15 protein-coding genes, 1 tRNA gene and 1 pseudogene are annotated in these 18,187 nt (G+C 47.8%); 10 read left to right on the top strand and 7 right to left on the bottom strand.

From position 1 onward, the window contains the following. Window positions 1–2 precede the first annotated feature (2 nt). From HV243_RS07625 to HV243_RS25510, 6 genes are read left to right on the top strand one after another with little or no spacing between them, the layout of a single operon-like run. Window positions 3–233: a hypothetical protein gene (locus HV243_RS07625; RefSeq protein ID WP_097759335.1), complete on the top strand. Its 231-nt coding sequence runs from the start codon at window positions 3–5 to the stop codon at window positions 231–233. Between the two features lie 37 nt (window positions 234–270). Continuing rightward, the gene (locus HV243_RS07630) at window positions 271–768 is read left to right on the top strand and encodes a hypothetical protein (protein ID WP_181603976.1); all 498 of its coding nucleotides are present in this window, start codon (window positions 271–273) and stop codon (window positions 766–768) included. After that, window positions 768–1,238 (top strand): hypothetical protein, encoded by a 471-nt coding sequence (locus HV243_RS07635; RefSeq protein ID WP_181603977.1) that lies wholly within the window; start codon window positions 768–770, stop codon window positions 1,236–1,238. Before HV243_RS07630 ends, HV243_RS07635 begins: the two co-directional genes overlap by 1 nt. Continuing rightward, a complete protein-coding gene (locus tag HV243_RS07640; protein ID WP_142417426.1) occupies window positions 1,201–1,617 on the top strand; it encodes an NlpC/P60 family protein in 417 nt (138 codons plus the stop codon). The genes HV243_RS07635 and HV243_RS07640 overlap by 38 nt, the downstream gene beginning before the upstream one ends. Next, window positions 1,604–4,081: a host specificity factor TipJ family phage tail protein gene (locus HV243_RS07645; protein ID WP_181603978.1), complete on the top strand. Its 2,478-nt coding sequence runs from the start codon at window positions 1,604–1,606 to the stop codon at window positions 4,079–4,081. The genes HV243_RS07640 and HV243_RS07645 overlap by 14 nt, the downstream gene beginning before the upstream one ends. A 57-nt stretch (window positions 4,082–4,138) precedes the next feature. Continuing rightward, a complete protein-coding gene (locus tag HV243_RS25510) occupies window positions 4,139–6,076 on the top strand; it encodes a hypothetical protein (protein WP_249415227.1) in 1,938 nt (645 codons plus the stop codon). A gap of 12 nt (window positions 6,077–6,088) precedes the next feature. Here the strand turns inward: HV243_RS25510 and HV243_RS07655 are convergent, their stop codons facing one another. The 6 genes and pseudogenes from HV243_RS07655 to HV243_RS07680 form a co-directional block, all read right to left on the bottom strand. Next, a complete protein-coding gene (locus tag HV243_RS07655) occupies window positions 6,089–7,546 on the bottom strand; it encodes a glucosyltransferase domain-containing protein (protein ID WP_137397952.1) in 1,458 nt (485 codons plus the stop codon). Between the two features lie 22 nt (window positions 7,547–7,568). Further along, complete coding sequence (locus tag HV243_RS07660; RefSeq protein WP_181603979.1) at window positions 7,569–8,489, bottom strand: glycosyltransferase family 2 protein; 921 nt, start codon at window positions 8,487–8,489, stop codon at window positions 7,569–7,571. After that, window positions 8,486–8,847 (bottom strand): annotated as a pseudogene (locus HV243_RS07665) (GtrA family protein). Before HV243_RS07665 ends, HV243_RS07660 begins: the two are co-directional and overlap by 4 nt. Window positions 8,848–8,984: 137 nt before the next feature. Then, on the bottom strand, window positions 8,985–10,154 hold the full coding sequence (locus HV243_RS07670; protein WP_181603980.1) for a tyrosine-type recombinase/integrase: 1,170 nt from the start codon (window positions 10,152–10,154) through the stop codon (window positions 8,985–8,987). Window positions 10,155–10,317: 163 nt separating this feature from the next. Then, window positions 10,318–10,392, bottom strand: a tRNA-Arg gene (locus HV243_RS07675). A 75-nt stretch (window positions 10,393–10,467) separates the two neighbouring features. Then, window positions 10,468–11,409: a formate/nitrite transporter family protein gene (locus HV243_RS07680; RefSeq protein WP_047416338.1), complete on the bottom strand. Its 942-nt coding sequence runs from the start codon at window positions 11,407–11,409 to the stop codon at window positions 10,468–10,470. 288 nt (window positions 11,410–11,697) lie between these two features. On the opposite strand from HV243_RS07680, the gene mlaA reads away from it, so the two are divergent. After that, window positions 11,698–12,453 (top strand): phospholipid-binding lipoprotein MlaA, encoded by a 756-nt coding sequence (gene mlaA / locus HV243_RS07685; RefSeq protein ID WP_003028190.1) that lies wholly within the window; start codon window positions 11,698–11,700, stop codon window positions 12,451–12,453. Window positions 12,454–12,512: 59 nt separating this feature from the next. Here mlaA and fadL read toward each other — a convergent pair whose 3' ends face one another. Continuing rightward, entirely contained in the window at window positions 12,513–13,793 is a 1,281-nt protein-coding gene (fadL, locus tag HV243_RS07690) for a long-chain fatty acid transporter FadL (RefSeq protein WP_053389553.1), read from the bottom strand. A 371-nt stretch (window positions 13,794–14,164) separates the two neighbouring features. Here fadL and HV243_RS07695 point away from each other — a divergent pair, with 371 nt between their 5' ends. The 3 genes from HV243_RS07695 (at window position 14,165) to fadJ (ending at window position 18,083) form a co-directional block, all read left to right on the top strand. Continuing rightward, complete coding sequence (locus HV243_RS07695) at window positions 14,165–14,449, top strand: YfcZ/YiiS family protein (protein WP_003834838.1); 285 nt, start codon at window positions 14,165–14,167, stop codon at window positions 14,447–14,449. A gap of 176 nt (window positions 14,450–14,625) precedes the next feature. Next, window positions 14,626–15,936 carry an acetyl-CoA C-acyltransferase FadI gene (gene fadI / locus HV243_RS07700; RefSeq protein ID WP_016153879.1) on the top strand — a complete coding sequence of 437 codons (1,311 nt, stop codon included), beginning with the start codon at window positions 14,626–14,628 and terminating at the stop codon, window positions 15,934–15,936. Further along, a complete protein-coding gene (gene fadJ / locus HV243_RS07705) occupies window positions 15,936–18,083 on the top strand; it encodes a fatty acid oxidation complex subunit alpha FadJ (protein ID WP_053389552.1) in 2,148 nt (715 codons plus the stop codon). Before fadI ends, fadJ begins: the two co-directional genes overlap by 1 nt. Window positions 18,084–18,187 lie beyond the last annotated feature (104 nt).

The following is an 18,187-nucleotide window of genomic DNA, read 5'->3' on the forward strand; positions in this document are numbered from 1 at the left end:
ACATGGATAGTATTTTGCCGGGCGAATCAAAAAGCATGCCACTTGAAAGCGGGAAGGTTGTCAAATACTCAGCTAACCGGGCTGTCAATTTTGAGTTTTTGCTGACAGATGGCACTTATATTACCGGTGTTATTCCTGCTGGTGAGACACTTGAGTTTAAGAGTAACGGCTCTATTCAAGAATTTAACATTAAAATTTTTGAAGCTCCGAGACGACCAACTGCCATAGATTAAACCCGCTTCGGCGGGTTTTTTAATGCCTGGAGTTTAGATGCCAATTATCGACTATCCCGACTGGCTGCCGCTGGCGCAGAAGGCCAGCAAAAATATGACGCTCGATACCGGGTTTCAGACCGATCAGCCAGCGGTCGGTCCGGCTATCTTTCAGAATCAAACCGACGACCTGAAAGTGACCTGGTCACTGACGTGGATCTTTACGTCTGCAGAGGAGCGCGCATTCCAGCAGTGGCTGCGCAGCCCAAACTACCTAAACCGTGGGCTAAATTGGTTCCGTATGAAGGTGAATCTCGGCGGCAGTGGGGTGCAGTTGCAGGAACTCCACTTCACGCAGATGCCTGTTCAGACAAACATCACAAATGGCGTTGTTACATGGACTGGAACCGTGATTGCAAACCACCTCTACAACGCCGACGACGAGTTCGACGACATCATTGTTGAACTGCCGCCGCCGTGGGATTCGTGGCTGGATATTGTGGTGACGGGTTACCCAGACAACAGAGACCCAGAGTCATTACCGAGAGTGCCGTAATGCCTACTTTCAGAGCTTACAAGCAGCAACGCCCGACGCGCGGACTGTACGACACCATTACGTTCTACCATCCATCATTTGGCTATGTTCGCCTGGTCGACAAACAGTTCTTCCCGAAGACGCTCGGCGGCCAGGTGTACACGCCAGCGCGCTTTGAAATTGAAGAGAGTCAGCAGAGCGGTACGCCGGTGATCGACGCTACGGTTAAGTTAGGGCGCCTGTCGTCGGATATCAAAACGCTGATGAAGCAGTGGAAGGGCGCGACCCGGCTGACGGCCATCACGGCCACCCGGCAAATCTTTGACAGCGGAGACGTGTCAGTGCCGATTAAGTCGTGGCAGTTATACGTCAAGACGGTCGATATTGATGCCGACGCCGCGTCGGTCACTTTGTCTGTCACCAACCCGCTGAACAACAACATAGGTCGACTTTATGATCCGCAGGAATACACCGGTCTGCAGTACCTCTGATTTCATCAGCAAGGCGATCGGCGTGCAGTGGGCTAATCGTGCCTGCTCGTTCGATAAGGTGGATTGCTGGGGTTTGGTAGTGCTGTATTACCGTCACGTTCTCGGCATTGAGCTGCACCAGACTCCGGACTACGAAGCCGGTGAGGACTTCTTCACCTGTTATCAGGGTGACGTCGTTTTCTGGTTCCAGACCGATAAACCTGTCGAAGGCGGGATATTTGTCGGATACCGCGGCGCTCAACCGGCGCACGTGGGCCTGGTGCTTAATCGGCAGGCGCTGCACTCGCGAGGCGAGAACGGCAGCGTGCGCATGGACTCGTTACTGGTTATTCAGCGGGCTTTCACTAAAGTGGAGTATTTTTCTTATGGCGCTGGTTGAGATATCGAATTTTCCAGGAACGCCTAAGCTGCGTTGCAGGGTGCCAAACGGCACCCTTTTTTATGACTGGCTTGCGGCAAATGATGCCACCTTTCATCGTGACCTACTGATCGTCCGCAACGGCGTGAGGTTAAGTGATGATGATGAGCTGGCGTTTGAATTAAGCGAACTGGACAACATCCAGATTTTCGACCAGCCAAAAGGCATTATCAGCGATATTCTCAGCCCGATCTTCAAAGTTGTTGGAGCTGTGTTTTCCTTCCTGGCTCCGAAGCCTGCAATTGCTAACAACGGTGGCAACACCGTCGACTCACCGAATAACAGCCTGACCGGTCAGACAAATACCGCCAGAGTATACAAAGCGAAGCCTGACATTTATGGTCAGGTCAGATCGTTTCCTGATTTGATTCAGGAATCGATGTTTGAATATGTGCGCCAGAGTGAGAACGATGGTGGACTGAAATATGTCACTGAGTGGATGTGTATTGGTATCGGTAAGTATAACTATGAGTCTTTTCGTTATTCAGAGTCGAGTCTTGGATCGATGGCCGGTGCTGAGTACCAGTTTTATCAGCCGGGTGAAGTAATACTGACTATTAACGAGGGATATTCGTTCGACGATGTCGATGGGCAGGAGATGCCAGGTCCCAACGAAAGCGACAATTTCCCGGTAGAATCTGCGACGGCCAATACCGTAGTCAGCGGGGATTATGCAGGCGGCCAGATAGCGATGAAAATCGTCAAGCAGGCTGAATTCGACTACTTCATGGGGCTGGTGTTACCACACTCCGTCACATTCACTATTAACGTCACCTACAACACGACATCAGGCAGCGTTACTGAAGATGTGCTTTTTTCAGGCACACTGATTTCTGCTGTGGAGAGTGATGATGGCTCCTTGATAGACCCTGTTCAGTGGTACACGTTCACCATGACAGATTTACAGGGGCCGCCCACCGTTCCATCTACAGCCACCATTAACACGACGAAATTTATTCTCAATGATAATGAGGCTCTTGTTGTTGGGCCCTTCTTCTCGCCGGTTGAGTCAACTGAGCTGTGGCTGCATACACAGTCATCACTTGGTGGGGGAAACTTGACTGACTGGACGGTGACAATCTGGAAAATCGATGACGATTACAATCAGATCCCAGGCACACAACAGACCTTCACCTATCATCAGGGAACGCCTCATAAATCGACCAGCGAAGTGTTTTATCGCACAGATAAAATAACTCCAGCAGGAGGGTTTGGTAAATACGCCATCAACTTCCAGCGGACGAACAACTCTAATGATGCGTCCATTCTTAAATTAGAGGAAATTCACGCCGTCAACATCCGAAGCAATGTTGTTCATCCGACTGATACGCTGGTTCGCGTAAAGGTAAGGGCAACAGAGAACGCATTAGGAAGCCGTGACCGCAAATACAATGCTCTGGTGACTCGCCAGACTATCAGTTACGACCTGATGACACAGACCGTCGATTACACATTGCGTCCGTCGCGGTCGTTTGCTGATGCTGTGGCTCATACGTGGCTTGTAATGGGGAAACAACCGGAAAACAGCATTGACCTGTACGGGCTGTACTCCATCGCTGAGAGCCTGACTGATGAGCGACTCGGATACTTCGATTACACCTTCGATGATGAAAACGACTCTCTTGGTGACCGAGTGCAGGCGATCTGCAATGCGGCGTCTGTCATGGCGTACTGGGATGACGGTGTACTGACGTTCACCCGCGATCAGAAAGTCGATTACCCGGCGGCAGTGTTCAACCGGGCGAACATGAAGACTGATGAGTACAAAATGACGTATGAGGCCACGCTGCCTGGCGGTTACGACGGCGTTCAGGTCTCCTACGTTCACCCGACAACGAATAACAAGACGTACATCAACTACCGCGTGCTGAACGGAACTATTGTCGAGCAGGAAGCGGAGAACCCGAGCAAGCTTGAGATAGTTGGATTCCGTAACGAGTACCAGGCTCGGGAGAGAGCGCTGCGCGAAACAAAGCGTCTTATTTACTCGCGGGTTAAGATGAATGCCAAAGTATTTGAGGACGGCATCATACAGGTTGGCAGTGTTATTCAGATGCCGGATATCTACGACAGTAACCAACAGCAGGGTTACATCACCGGGCGAACTGGTAATGACTTCGACACCAGTGAGCCGATCATGTTTACCGGTTCTATGTATGTTCTGGTTACTGACAGCTTGGGTAACCCGACCCTACGCTACCCAGCAACGGCACGCAGCGACACGAAATACGGCTTCACTGCAACAATACCATCCATTCAGCTCAATATATGGAACGGAGACACCGTACAGCTCCCATCGCGATATCTAATAGCCACTGTGGAGGAACTGGACAGTCAGCTATGGACAGTCAACAGCATCAAACCCAACACAGATAACACGGTATCTCTGACCGTCTCAGAGTATAGCGACTCAGTCTACGAATAATACCTTATCCAAATACCACAACCCGGCCACCGCGCCGGGTTTTTTAATGGAAAAATTATGAGCACTACACCAACCAATCAGCCAGTACCAAGTGAAAAGCCGCAAGACCTGAAATTTAACGCTGGAAAAATTGACGAGTTTGTAACCTCCATGGCTCGACAATATATTGACCGTTTTGGTCATGAACATTATACAATTGAGGGAATTAGCTGGGTGGCTCAACAGGCCATTGCCGCGTTTGGCTATATCACCATGGATAGTTTCGAAGACGGTAATACGTTGACATTGCCAAATCAGGTTCTTCGTTACGAAGCAACAGGAGAGTATTACCGCTGGGATGGTGATTTTCCAAAGACAGTGCCTGCTGGATCAACGCCAGAAACATCTGGAGGTGTAGGTCAAAGGAAATGGTTAAGTGTTGGCGATGCGACATTAAGGTCACAAATTACTGACCCAAACGGTTCCGTTTACTATCCAGAATTACAAGTTGCCAGATGGCGTGATGATGGAGATGCACGAGGTTGGGGGGTGTTTCCTGACGGAACGGACGTAACAGCCAAGATGTGTGCATGGCTTGATGCTGTTAATGGTGATTACTCTAAGTTAGTTCAATACGGTCGATATCGTAATCGAGGTTATTTACCACCAGGTGATTACGTTGTTTCATCAACAAATCTTACAGGTAACCATGCATTGCTTGGAAGGATGATCATTCGATGCGACATGGTATTGGATGGAAGAGTACCAAATGGAGAGTTTTCACTTCTGCACGTTAAAGGGGTAACAGTAAGTGGGGTATCGTGCAAAAACTTTATAGCGCAAGGCATACAACATTGTATAGTTGTTAGGCTTGATACAACCGGAGATATTACTCTAAAAGGTTCTACCACGCCGATGAACATTCCTGGATTGGCAACATGGGGTGGTGGTTCATATTGGAATGAATTTTCAAATATTAAATCAGGGAATACATCAGGTGGCGGCTCTGTATCGCTAAATATATATGAAGGATCTGTTAATCACAACACCTTTATACAGACTAGTTGTGCTGGAGTTAAAATTCTTGGGTCAAGAGATGGTGCTGAATGTTACGAAAATACATTTATTAACATAGATACAGCAGGAACATCAGATTATATTCTTGATAATCAAACAACGTTAAATCAGAAGAATAACGTAATTGGTTTGCATTGTGAAGTTACTGGTAATGGACAGGTTAGAGGAAATTGGAACATATCATCATATAGGGTTCAATATGGAAATATGGCATCTACTTTAAGCCATATGAACTCAGTTGTTGGATCAGAACATAAATCTAATCAGCAGGGCGGTGATTTTATATCAATGTCAGGTGTTAATCTTTGCCCTAGCGGTGATTGGAGCATTATAAATAACTCTGGCTTCCCAATTGATTATGGTAATAACAATGTAATTCCTTCTGAATTCGTTTTGTTTAATGATGTAAATGAACCGTCTGGTTCTGGTAGATGCTATGGAGTATCTAATGCAAGTGCAAGAGCAAGGATTTATGTGAACCTTACCAGGACCTTAACAGGATATATTAGGGGAGCATTTTTTTTTAGAGGTGATATTCCTGTTGAAATAACAATAGAAAGTACGGATGGACTTGAATCCAACACTTTCTATCAAGATCCTTCCAAGTATTATTCAATGCAAAATAACTGGAAGCTTTATAAAATAGCAGCTCCAACACTTGATATTTCAAAGGCATATCGCTTACGAATTACAGTCGATGCTGGAAAATCAGGATTGATAGGAGGGAGTTACTTTAGTTCATACAATGCCACTGTACTACCAACATTTTGCGGATGGAGCAAATCATCAGGAAGGCATAATGTGATGCCAAATTATAATGGAGCACCGATAGGGTTTATATTTTATAGAAATACTGCCACGGCATACCCATCCGATCCAACATATGCATGGGTGCATAGGGGTGGAGGGGTATACGGAGCAATAAATGTGGTTAGCTGAATAAAAGGCCGCTTAGCGGCCTTCGTTAAATGCAATAATCGCTACTCCATCTTTAAGATAAATAGAATACATTTCATTTGAAATAAAAGGACTTATTCCTTCACTAATGAAAGTTGATAGCAGTTCTTTATTGCTGCGTTCTATTCCATAGCCGTTTTCAACTCCATCCAGCCCCTTGTTTTTTAGTTGGAATGTTATTAGGAATTCAGTTGAACCCATAACCAGGTATTTGACGGATGGTTTATTTTCTAAAATTAATTTAGTTCTTTCACTTACCTTCATTGTACCAACTGTTAATATTTTATTGATGCCATCTTTATGTAAAAGATCATAAGATACCATGTTTAAAATACTATCTTCGAATTTTGCTTGTTCTTTCATGGCGATTGATGATTGCGCGCTGAATGAAAATGCAACAACGGCAGGAAGAATAGCTATCACTGCCATTTTTTTGCTAACTTGCAAAATAACTAACGATAAAATAACAAATATGCAAGAGAAGCTAACCAGTGTCCTTGCATAAACTGGGGTTTGCTTAAGTAGAATCGTTGGGCCTAATAAAGACATGTAAAATACAAAAATAGATAGAATCAAAATTGAAAGTCTAATTGCGATATCTTTATTGTTTTTATACGTGATAACAATTACACAGATTAAAAAAACAGAGAGAGTTGCAATAAAGTACCACTCAGAACTTCCTCTAATATATGTTCCAATTATTTCATTTAGAATTCTTAAAGATGTTTTTATTCTTTCAATGCCTTCAATATTAAAATCTATCAGCTCAGATCTTTTGTTACTGCCACCCCAAATTTTAACAATCGTTAGCATATATAATGAATAGCTAAGAATGTACACGACCATTCTTTTAAATATTATGGATATTGTATCTTTTAAAGAAATGTTTTTGATTGAGAAAATTGCTATCAACTCAATTGAAAGCAATCCCAAAAATAGGTTTGTAGAAGATTGGTAAAGGGAAAGAGCAGCTACTCCAGCAACAACTTTTATTGCTAATGATTTAATTTCTAATTTGTTATCATATGTATATGACAAAGAAGTGAGTAACACTGCAAGTGACATTGGGAGAGAGTCAAACCTGTATGCAATATTTTGGAGCATAAATGGATTAAACATTATCAACGATGCGCATAAAAACGCACCTTGACATCTATAAGAATCCATTAATCTCTTCACCAAATATGCTGATAATCCAATAAATACGGTTGATAATATTAATGTGAACGGGTAATAATCTAGGAGTTTATCTCCGCTTACTGAAAAAAAAGACATGACTAAATCTGATAAAGGCCTGGCAAGTCCGCTCCAGCCATAGAATCCAGTGACGGACCTATCCAGATCATCCCTAAAATATACTCCATTGATGATAAAAGGAGATATAAACAATAAAGACAATATACAATACCAAGTTATGTATCTTGTATCTTTCTTTTTTAACTGAAAATTCATTTTGTGTCCCTGCTAGCTTTGTCTATTTATTAACAGATTTTATTATATACTTAGGGCGATTTTTAGTTTCAATGTAAATGCGGCCCATGTACTCACCAAGAACGCCAATCCCAATAAGTTGCACACCTCCAAGGAAGAGGATTGCAGCCATCAATGATGGATATCCGGGTACTGGATTACCCCAGATTAGCTTGTCGATAACCATCCATGCGGCGTATAGGAATGCGAATAATGAAACGCCCAACCCAATGTATGTCCAAATGCGAAGAGGAAATGTTGAGAAGCTGGTAATGCCCTCAAGAGCAAGATTCCATAACTTCCAGCCATTAAATTTTGAATCACCTGCGACACGCTCAGCTCGAACATATTCTACTACTTCTGTTCTTCCGCCAACCCAACTAAGGATACCTTTCATGAATAGGTTCCTTTCTGGGAGTTGCTTTATGCTCTCAACGACATCGCGGGACATAATGCGAAAGTCACCAACATTCTCTTCAATTTTAGGTGAGCTAATCTTGTTGTGAAGTTTATAGAACCATTCAGCAGATTTTCTCTTCAGTCGGCTATCAGTAGAACGGTCAGAGCGCTTTGCAAGTACCATATCAGCACCAGCCTGCCATTTTTCGATCAAATGGGGGATGACCTCAATAGGATCCTGCAAGTCGACGTCAATTGGAATTACTGCGTCACCAGTTGCATGGTCCAGCCCGGCAAAAAGTGCTGGCTCTTTGCCGAAATTACGGGTGAATGACAGCGGAACCACAAGCGGATCGGATACAGCCAGAGAGTTAATAATTGATTCTGTCGCGTCTTTGCTGCCGTCATTGATAAATACTATCTCAACTTCATGCTGCTGAAGACCTTCATATTCCCGAACCGTTTTATAAAATATAGATATCGTGGCCTCTTCATTAAAGACCGGAACGACTAAAGAAATTTTCATTTCGCATCCCTAAAGACAATGAATTTTGAATAGATAAATCCGCATATCAGGCTGATGGCAGAGAATACGATTAGCGTGACGATGGGTGCCATTCCTGATTTATCGGCAGCCCAGCCCACAATTGCGCTCAGCGTCCCCATGAATCCGACGTAGAGCATGTAGCGCATAGTTGATGTTGATGCCTTGAAGGTGAATTTTGCATTAGCAAAGAAACTGAACGACACAGCAACAACGAATCCTGCAAAGTTACCGAGAGCCTGTCCAGTATGAAGTGCGTATATGCAAATGGCGAACACTCCCAGTGAATGAGTGTGTTGATAACACCTATTGTTGTGTACCTGGCGAATAGCTTTAACATTATAAAAATCAGTGAATTCTTAGAGGTCGAAAGTTTAGCATTTGAAAGTGCATCGATCGACTAGTGATGTTGGTTGGTGAGACAAAAGTGAGGCACACAAAGCTTTGCATCAGTTTGCAAGGCTTTGTGCTGCTTTCCTATGATACTTTCTCATCAAGCCAGTCTGCCCACCACTGCATCATTTCCCGGCGCGTATCAAGATAAGCTGCGTGGTTGTATACTGAGCGGGTTCCTCCGCTTACGTGTGCCAGTTGCATCTCTATCGCGTCACTGTTCCAGTGTTTCTCGTTTAGTACGGTACTGAACTGGTGCCTGAACCCGTGGCCGCTTGTCTGCCCTTCATAGCCAATGCTACGAATCACGCCAAGAACAGCGTTCTCGCTGATTGGCTTCTTCCTGTCGTTTCTTCCTGGGAAGCAAAGCGAATACTGACCGGTTATATGCTGCAATACTTTAAACAACTCAACGACCTGATCTGACATAGGGACGATATGAAGCTTCCTGCCTTTCATTACAGATGGGTCTATGCTGATAATCCTGTTCTCATAATCTATTCCTGACCATACCAGCGATCTCATCTCGACGGTTCTCATGGCTGTATAGTGCAATACCTGCGCTGCAATCTTCATTACTATCCAGCCACCGTACGCGTTCAATGCGCGCTGAAATTCATGTATGCGATGCATGGGAAGGAAAGGGTAGTTATTCTTGCGATATCCTTTCATGGCCCCAGCAAGGTCAGGAGACGGATTGTATTTTGCCCTTCCAGTTACTATCGCATAACTGAAAACTTCACCACATCTGCGTCTCGATTTATCAGCGCGTTCCATTGCGCCCCTGTCCTCGAATAGCCTGATGACCTTCAGCAGAGTCATTGGCTCTACTTCTTCCATGCGTAAATGGCCGATGATCGGAAGTATGTCATCCGTGAACATGCTCATCATCTCGTCAGCATATCCTTTCGACCACACCTTTGATTTATGAGCGTGCCATTCATGGAAAATGTCACCGAAAGAATCAGCTACAGCTTCTTTCTCCTTCTTCTTAATGGCTTGCTTTTGCCCTGCCGGGTCAACACCTGCCAGCAACTTCATTTTTGCTTCTGACTGTTTTGACCTGGCCTCTGTGAGAGATATTTGAGGGTACGGGCCGATAACCAGCGTCTTTTCTTTCCCGTCGAACCGGTACCGCATGCGCCACACCTTTTTCCCTGATGGCGGAACGAACAGGAAAAGTCCTCCTGCATCTGCCAGGCGATATGATTTTTCCGCAGGCTTTGCTGCGTCGATTTGCTTTACCGTAAGCATGTGGGCATAAATCCATGGTCATTTTTCAGTATGCCCACAATATGCCCGCAAAAGTTTGGCGCAGTCAATTCATGTTGAGTAATGTGCGGTAACGTCGAAATGTTTGTGTGGCAGGAATATCAGGGTTTTTGGTAATGAGAGGAAATGGCTGGTAACGAAGAAATGGTGTCCCCTGCAGGAATCGAACCTGCAACTAGCCCTTAGGAGGGGCTCGTTATATCCATTTAACTAAGGGGACGAAGCGGCACGAGTATAGCGTTTTTTACTCACAACGGTAAGCCTCAGGCCGCCCAACTGCTCAAACCGTCACCATTCAAGCCTGTTTTTTCTGGTTTTTCTGCTTTTGCTCATCCCGCCTGGCTTGCAACCTGGCTTCTTCTTTGCGTTTATTGCTCATATCATTGCGGATTTGCGCGTGGCTCATCAGCGCGAAGATAAACGTTCCGCCACAGATATTTCCGGCGAGCGTTGGTAGCGCAAAGGGCCAGAAGAAATCACTCCAGTGCAGCGTGCCATTAAAGACCAGATAGAGAATTTCCACCGAGCCGACGACGATGTGCGTGGTATCGCCCAGCGCAATCAGCCAGGTCATCAGAATAATGACCACAATTTTTGCTGCCCCGGCGGCGGGAAACATCCATACCATTGTGGCAATTAACCAGCCAGAAATGATGGCGTTGGAAAACATCTCCGTTGGCGTGTTTTTCATCACATCCATGCCGATTTTGACAAAAGCATCGCGGGTTTCTTCATCAAAAATCGGCATATGCTCAAACGCCCATGCGGCAACCCCGGTGCCAATAATATTACCCAGCAGAACCACGCTCCACAGGCGCATCAGCAGGCCAAAATTGCCGAGCGTAGGGTTTTGCATTACTGGCAGGACGGCGGTGACGGTATTTTCGGTAAACAGTTGCTGGCGGGCCATAATGACAATTATAAAGCCGAAGGTATAACCGAGGTTCTCCAGCAAAAATCCCCCAGGCACACCTTCCAGTTGCACATGAAAAATTCCTTTAGCCAGTAGCGAGGCGCCCATCGAGAGTCCCGCAGCGATGGCTGACCACAGTAGCGCCATCGCGTCGCGCTCCATTTCTTTCTCCCCATCCTGGCGGATATGTTCATGGATCGCCATGGCGCGGGAGGGGAGTCTGTCCTCATCGACCTCAATCTTTTTACCCTCTAGCTTTTCGTCACTGTCGACCTGAAGTTCGTCGCTGTGCCGATCAATCTTTTCGTTCTCAATGTCATTCATAGCCGAATCCTGAATTAGCACGTATTGCTAAAGCGTAGCGGCTTTTGCCCGAAAATCAGCGGGAGAAAGTCTGAGATAGCAAAAATGGTAACGTTTGTTTTTATTGGGGTAGCTAGAATAGAGCCGCCGCGGAGTGCGCATTACCAGGCTATGATCAAATCAGTAACACAGGGTATATAGACATCATTTGACGTGCTGTTACAATCGCTCACATCTAAACAGGCGGATACGTCATCGTTCCGTCATGGATGGCAATCAGCGATAGCCATAATACACAGGGAGACACTTATGAAGCTTCGCCTGTCGGCGCTTGCGCTGGGAACCACACTTTTGGTGGGGTGTGCGAGCTCTGGTACTGAACAGCAGGGGCGTTCGGACCCATTTGAAGGGTTCAACCGCACCATGTACAACTTCAACTTTAATGTTTTAGATCCATACGTTGTTCGACCGGTGGCAGTTGCCTGGCGTGATTATGTCCCGCAGCCGGCGCGTAACGGTTTGAGCAATTTTACCGGCAACCTTGAAGAGCCGGCCGTTATGGTCAACTACTTCCTGCAAGGCGACCCCTATCAGGGTATGGTGCACTTCACCCGTTTCTTCCTGAACACCCTGTTAGGTATGGGCGGATTTATCGACGTGGCGGGTATGGCTAATCCGAAGTTACAGCGCGTTGAACCACATCGTTTTGGTAGTACGTTAGGCCACTATGACGTTGGTTACGGACCGTATATGCAGCTTCCATTCTACGGCAGCTTCACGTTGCGTGATGATGGCGGCGACATGGTGGATACGCTGTATCCGGTACTGTCCTGGCTGACCTGGCCGTTGTCGATAGGTAAATGGACGGTTGAAGGGATTGAAACCCGCGCGCAACTGCTTGATTCCGACGGTCTGCTGCGTCAATCTTCCGACCCTTACATCATGGTGCGAGAAGCTTACTTCCAGCGTCATGACTTTATTGCGAACGGTGGGAAACTCAAACCAGAAGAAAACCCGAACGCGAAAGATATTCAGGACGATTTAAAAGAGATCGATTCTGAGTAAGGAAGGATGAAAATAAAAAGGTGAGCTAAAAAGCTCACCTTTTTTATATCTGAAGAAAATCAGAATGCGTAGTTGAAGTTGGTACCGAACAGCCAGGCTTTACCTTCAGAATCGAAAGTATACGGGCCTTCTTTGACGGTCACTTTCTGGCCGTGCATATAAGAAACGCCTACGTCAATGGACGCGTCATCATTGAAGGCGTAAGTGGTACCCGCACTCAGCCACAGACGGTCCTGGTCCGGAATGGAGATGGAACGCTTGCTCGCAGGAACCGGGCTATCGTCATAGGCGATACCGGTACGGAAGGTCCAGCTTTTATCCATGTAATAAGTCGTACCCAGCGCGATGCGGTAAGAATCTTTGAACCCTTCTTCTTTATAGAACAGCGTCTGCCCGTTGGTGCCGGTTGCTTTCAGCTCCTGGAACTGACTCCAACTGGTGTAAGCCATGCTGTAGTGAATAGCCCACTGTGGTGCAACGCGGTTGTAACCCGACAGTTCCCACATTTCCGGCAGGTTAAGCGTCAGAGAACCTGGGACGGTGGCGTTGGTGGTTCCCCAAGGGAACACCGTGCCTGCGCCAGGTAACGCGTTGGCCTGGGTGCGGATGCCGCTCTTGTAATCGCCATCGAAGTCGATTTTGACTTCAGACCGATACGTTAAACCGTAGCGGTTATTTTTATCCAGCTCGTACAAAATACCGGCGTTCCAGCCGTAACCCCATTCGTCACCTTTCAGGCTGGCAATTTTCTGGCTGACTTTTGGCAATGCAGCAGTTTGTTCACCGGAATAACGCTCAATTTTTGCATCGGCATAGACGGCATTAAAACCAACGCCAAAGCTCCAGCTATCATTCAGACGGTAGGCACCGCTCAGGTTCAGGTTGACCGTTTTAAGATCGGTCTTCCCGCCGTATTCGCCGACGATGTAGCTGTCGTTAAATTCGGTTGCCAGGCCATAGTTTGACGTGACAGAAGCCCCCCAACCAAACTGTTCATTGATCGGCATCACGAAGTGAGCATTGGGAACCCACGCCGTAGGCGCGATGTTGTCCGCATCGGTGCTGCGTCCTGTATATGGCGATTTACCGGAAATATTCACGTCTGGATCGATATACACCGCACCCGCTGAAAAAGTAGGGCGGTCAAACATCATAATCAGCGCCGGGTTACGACTGGCGTTACCTGCATCATCTGCAATAGCGCCTTCACCCGAATATGCCCGGCCAAGGCCAGAGGAAGAAAATTCGTTTAACTGAAAGCCTGCAGACCAGGCCTGTGTGGAGATAATTGCCACTGCGACTGCGAGAGCAGACTTTGTAAACAGGGTTTTCTGGCTCATGACCATAACCTCATTGATTTATTTTTATACAAACAATGTTACATACCGTAACAGGAGCGCGAAGTGTAGGGTCTGAGGTACAACTTAGAAATCAGACCAGTGCCGAGAGTATAGGTCTGACCAGCTGAAATGTTGCAAGTATGTTTATAAATATTTTCAATTCTGATCTCGGAAACGCGATCCAGCTGGCAAAATTGCGGGTATGCACACTCACCTGTTTGGGTGATTTTTGTTTTAGATCATTTTTAAGTGTGATTTCGGTCACTTATCCCATTTCATACAATTAACGACTGGAGAGGCGAATAATGGGAGCGTAAAATATCCCCATCGTTTATCTGGCACCACAGGTGCGAATACAGAGGAAATCTACAATGAGTAAATGCAGTGCTGATGAAACCCCGGTTTGCTGCTGTATGGATGTTGGCACCATCATGGACAACTCCGATTGCACCGCGTCATACAGCCGTGTGTTCGCGAATCGTGCAGAGGCAGAAGAAACGCTGGCTGCTCTGACTGAGAAGGCGCGTGGCGTGGAATCTGAGCCTTGCCAAATCACCTCGACCTTTACTGAAGAGTCTGAAGGTGTGCGTCTGGATATCGACTTTGTTTTTGCCTGTGAAGCTGAAACGCTGATCTTCCAACTGGGTCTGCGTTAATCCCTTCTTTAAAAGCCCTTGTTACCCGGTAGCAAGGGCTTTTTCGTCACTGTCAGTGATTATTCACTGTGTCTTAGCTCCCACTTTCTTTTCTCCCTGCTTGGCTAAATGTAAAAAATTGGTTAAGACTGTGATCAGGTCAGACCACTTATTTTTATTTTTTACAGGGGAGTGTTATGAGTCAGGCTTTACCGCTGGTTACCCGCCAGGGCGATCGCATCGCCATCGTAAGCGGATTGCGTACGCCATTTGCCCGCCAGGCAACCGCGTTTCATGGCATTCCCGCCGTAGATTTGGGGAAAATGGTCGTTGGCGAGCTGCTGGCGCGCAGCGAAATTTCTGCTGATGTCATTGAGCAACTGGTCTTTGGCCAGGTGGTGCAAATGCCCGAAGCCCCAAATATTGCTCGTGAAATCGTGCTGGGAACCGGGATGAATGTGCACACCGATGCCTACAGCGTAAGCCGAGCCTGCGCCACCAGCTTCCAGGCGGTGGCGAATGTTGCGGAAAGCCTGATGGCGGGGACTATCCGCGCAGGAATTGCCGGCGGTGCGGACTCCTCGTCAGTTCTGCCTATTGGCGTTAGCAAAAAGCTGGCGCGGGTGCTGGTGGATGTCAATAAGGCCCGGACCACCGGTCAGCGTCTTAAGCTTTTCTCCCGACTGCGCTTACGTGACCTGATGCCCGTACCGCCAGCCGTCGCCGAGTATTCCACCGGTTTACGCATGGGGGATACGGCCGAGCAAATGGCCAAAACTTATGGGATTACGCGAGAGCAACAGGATGCCCTGGCGCACCGTTCTCATCAGCGCGCCGCTCAGGCGTGGTCTGAAGGAAAACTGGCAGATGAGGTGATGACCACCTACGCGCCACCTTTCAAAGATCCTTTTTCAGAAGATAACAATATTCGCGGTAACTCTACGCTGGCCGATTACGCCAAACTGCGTCCGGCCTTTGACCGAAAGCACGGCACCGTTACCGCGGCGAACAGTACCCCGCTAACGGACGGCGCAGCCGCCGTGATTATGATGACGGAATCGCGTGCGAAAGAGTTGGGGCTGGTGCCGCTGGGATACCTGCGTAGTTTTGCCTTTACCGCCATCGATGTCTGGCAGGACATGCTGTTGGGGCCGGCGTGGTCAACGCCGCTTGCCCTGGAGAGAGCGGGTCTGACCATGGCTGATTTAACCCTGATCGATATGCATGAAGCATTTGCCGCACAAACGCTGGCGAATCTTCAACTGCTGGGTAGCGAACGTTTTGCCCGCGAAGTGCTCGGCAGGGCGCATGCCACGGGCGAGGTTGATGACAGTAAATTTAACGTGCTGGGCGGATCGATTGCCTATGGACACCCCTTCGCCGCCACCGGTGCTCGCATGATCACCCAAACTCTCCATGAGTTACGACGTCGTGGTGGTGGTTTTGGTTTAGTGACAGCCTGTGCAGCAGGTGGTCTGGGTGCGGCAATGGTTCTGGAGGCGGAATAATGGAAATGACATCGGCTTTTACGCTAAACGTACGTCTGGATAACGTCGCTGTTGTTACCATTGATGTGCCCGGAGAGAAAATGAATACCCTGAAGGCGGAATTTGCCTCTCAGGTTCGGGTCATTCTGAAACAAATTCGCGATAACAAAGCATTACGCGGCGTGGTGTTCATTTCGGCGAAACCCGATAACTTCATTGCCGGGGCGGATATCAACATGATTGGTCGCTGTCGCAGCGCGCAGGAAGCTGAAACGCTGGCACGCCAGGGGCAGCAGATTATGGCGGAAATTAATGCCTTGCCGATCCCCGTTATCGCCGCAATTCATGGCGCCTGTCTCGGCGGTGGCCTGGAGATGGCGCTGGCGTGCCACAATCGTATTTGTACCGATGATGCTAAAACCGTACTGGGTTTACCGGAAGTGCAGCTTGGTCTGCTGCCCGGCTCTGGCGGTACCCAGCGGTTGCCCCGTCTGATTGGCGTCAGTACCGCGCTGGATATGATCCTCACCGGAAAACAACTACGCGCAAAACAGGCGCTGAAAGTGGGTTTAGTGGATGAAGTTGTACCGCATACCATTTTGCTGGAAGCGGCCGTAGAACTGGCCAAAAAGGATAGTCCCGCACACCGTACTCTGCCGGTGCGAGAGCGTGTGCTAGCGGGGCCGCTGGGGCGGGCGCTGTTATTCCGCATGGCCAGTAAAAAGACGGCGCAAAAAACGCAGGGCAACTACCCTGCAACAGAACGTATCCTTGAGGTCATCGAAACCGGCCTGGCGCAAGGCAGCAGCAGCGGTTACGACGCCGAAGCCCGCGCGTTTGGCGAACTGGCGATGACATCTCAGTCTCAGGCGCTGCGGCACATCTTTTTTGCCAATACCGATGTGAAAAAGGATCCCGGAAGTGATGTGAAGCCCGGCCCGCTAAACAGTGTAGGCATTTTGGGCGGCGGTCTGATGGGGGGCGGTATTGCCTATGTGACGGCCTGTAAAGGCGGCTTGCCAGTGCGTATCAAAGATATAAATGCCAAGGGAATCAACCACGCGCTGAAGTACAGCTGGGATCAGCTTGAAACGAAGGTTCGCCGCCGTCATATCAAAGCCAGCGAGCGTGATAAACAGCTGGCGCTGATTTCGGGATCAACCGATTACCGTGGCTTCGCTCATCGCGATCTGGTTATTGAAGCCGTATTTGAAGATCTGGCGTTAAAACAACAGATGGTGGCAGAAGTTGAGCAAAATTGCGCATCTCATACCATTTTTGCCTCTAACACCTCATCTTTGCCAATTGGCGATATTGCGGCGAAAGCTGCCAGGCCTCAACAAGTAATTGGTTTGCACTTCTTTAGCCCGGTGGAAAAAATGCCGCTGGTCGAGGTTATCCCGCATGCCACGACCTCTGAGCAGACAATTGCCACAACCGTTAAACTGGCGAAAAAGCAGGGCAAAACGCCGATAGTGGTCAGAGATAAGGCCGGATTTTATGTTAACCGCATTTTAGCGCCATACATTAACGAAGCTATTCGTATGCTGACCGAAGGCGAGCGGGTTGAAGCCATTGACGCCGCGCTGGTTAAGTTTGGTTTTCCGGTCGGGCCAATCCAACTTTTGGATGAGGTCGGAATTGACACGGGCACTAAAATTATACCAGTGCTTGAGGCTGCATATGGAGAACGTTTTAGCGCGCCTGCAAATGTTGTTGCTTCAATTTTGAATGACGATCGCAAAGGTAGAAAAAATGGTCGGGGTTTCTATCTTTATGGAGCGAAAGGGCGTAAAAGCAAAAAACAGGTCGACCCTGCAATTTATACGCTTATTGGCGTCCAGGGTCAGGGCCGACTCACCGCCGCGCAGATCGCCGAGCGGTGCGTCATGTTAATGCTCAATGAAGCAGCACGCTGTTTCGATGAGAAGATTATCCGCAGCGCGCGTGATGGCGATATCGGCGCTGTATTTGGTATTGGTTTTCCGCCCTTCCTCGGCGGCCCGTTCCGGTATATGGATTCGCTCGGCGCGGGTGAAGTGGTTGCTGCTCTGCAACGACTGACCACGCAATACGGCTCGCGGTTTACGCCGTGTGAGCAGTTATTGCAGATGGCGGAACGCGGTGAAAGATTCTGGAGTAATGGGGAAACTGACCTGAATTCATGAGGTCAAAGGTAGGATGAATCCGCACTGAATGTATGGGTCGCGCTCAAAATGTAAACAGAGATTGACTATACTTACGCCGTTGAGGTAAAAAACAGCGTTTCATT

It is taken from the genome of Citrobacter sp. RHBSTW-00599, from assembly GCF_013784065.1.
Classification (GTDB): Bacteria; Pseudomonadota; Gammaproteobacteria; order Enterobacterales; family Enterobacteriaceae; genus Citrobacter; species Citrobacter braakii.

Excerpts from the sequence above, each read along its gene's own strand:
- HV243_RS07670 (WP_181603980.1), bottom strand. The coding sequence starts at position 10,154 with ATGCTTACGGTAAAGCAAATCGACGCAGCAAAGCCTGCGGAAAAATCA.
- HV243_RS25510 (WP_249415227.1), top strand. The coding sequence starts at position 4,139 with ATGAGCACTACACCAACCAATCAGCCAGTACCAAGTGAAAAGCCGCAA.
- HV243_RS07630 (WP_181603976.1), top strand. The coding sequence starts at position 271 with ATGCCAATTATCGACTATCCCGACTGGCTGCCGCTGGCGCAGAAGGCC.
- HV243_RS07695 (WP_003834838.1), top strand. The coding sequence starts at position 14,165 with ATGAGTAAATGCAGTGCTGATGAAACCCCGGTTTGCTGCTGTATGGAT.
- fadI (WP_016153879.1), top strand. The coding sequence starts at position 14,626 with ATGAGTCAGGCTTTACCGCTGGTTACCCGCCAGGGCGATCGCATCGCC.
- HV243_RS07635 (WP_181603977.1), top strand. The coding sequence starts at position 768 with ATGCCTACTTTCAGAGCTTACAAGCAGCAACGCCCGACGCGCGGACTG.
- fadJ (WP_053389552.1), top strand. The coding sequence starts at position 15,936 with ATGGAAATGACATCGGCTTTTACGCTAAACGTACGTCTGGATAACGTC.
- HV243_RS07660 (WP_181603979.1), bottom strand. The coding sequence starts at position 8,489 with ATGAAAATTTCTTTAGTCGTTCCGGTCTTTAATGAAGAGGCCACGATA.
- HV243_RS07645 (WP_181603978.1), top strand. The coding sequence starts at position 1,604 with ATGGCGCTGGTTGAGATATCGAATTTTCCAGGAACGCCTAAGCTGCGT.
- HV243_RS07640 (WP_142417426.1), top strand. The coding sequence starts at position 1,201 with ATGATCCGCAGGAATACACCGGTCTGCAGTACCTCTGATTTCATCAGC.
- HV243_RS07625 (WP_097759335.1), top strand. The coding sequence starts at position 3 with ATGGATAGTATTTTGCCGGGCGAATCAAAAAGCATGCCACTTGAAAGC.
- HV243_RS07680 (WP_047416338.1), bottom strand. The coding sequence starts at position 11,409 with ATGAATGACATTGAGAACGAAAAGATTGATCGGCACAGCGACGAACTT.
- mlaA (WP_003028190.1), top strand. The coding sequence starts at position 11,698 with ATGAAGCTTCGCCTGTCGGCGCTTGCGCTGGGAACCACACTTTTGGTG.
- fadL (WP_053389553.1), bottom strand. The coding sequence starts at position 13,793 with ATGAGCCAGAAAACCCTGTTTACAAAGTCTGCTCTCGCAGTCGCAGTG.
- HV243_RS07655 (WP_137397952.1), bottom strand. The coding sequence starts at position 7,546 with ATGAATTTTCAGTTAAAAAAGAAAGATACAAGATACATAACTTGGTAT.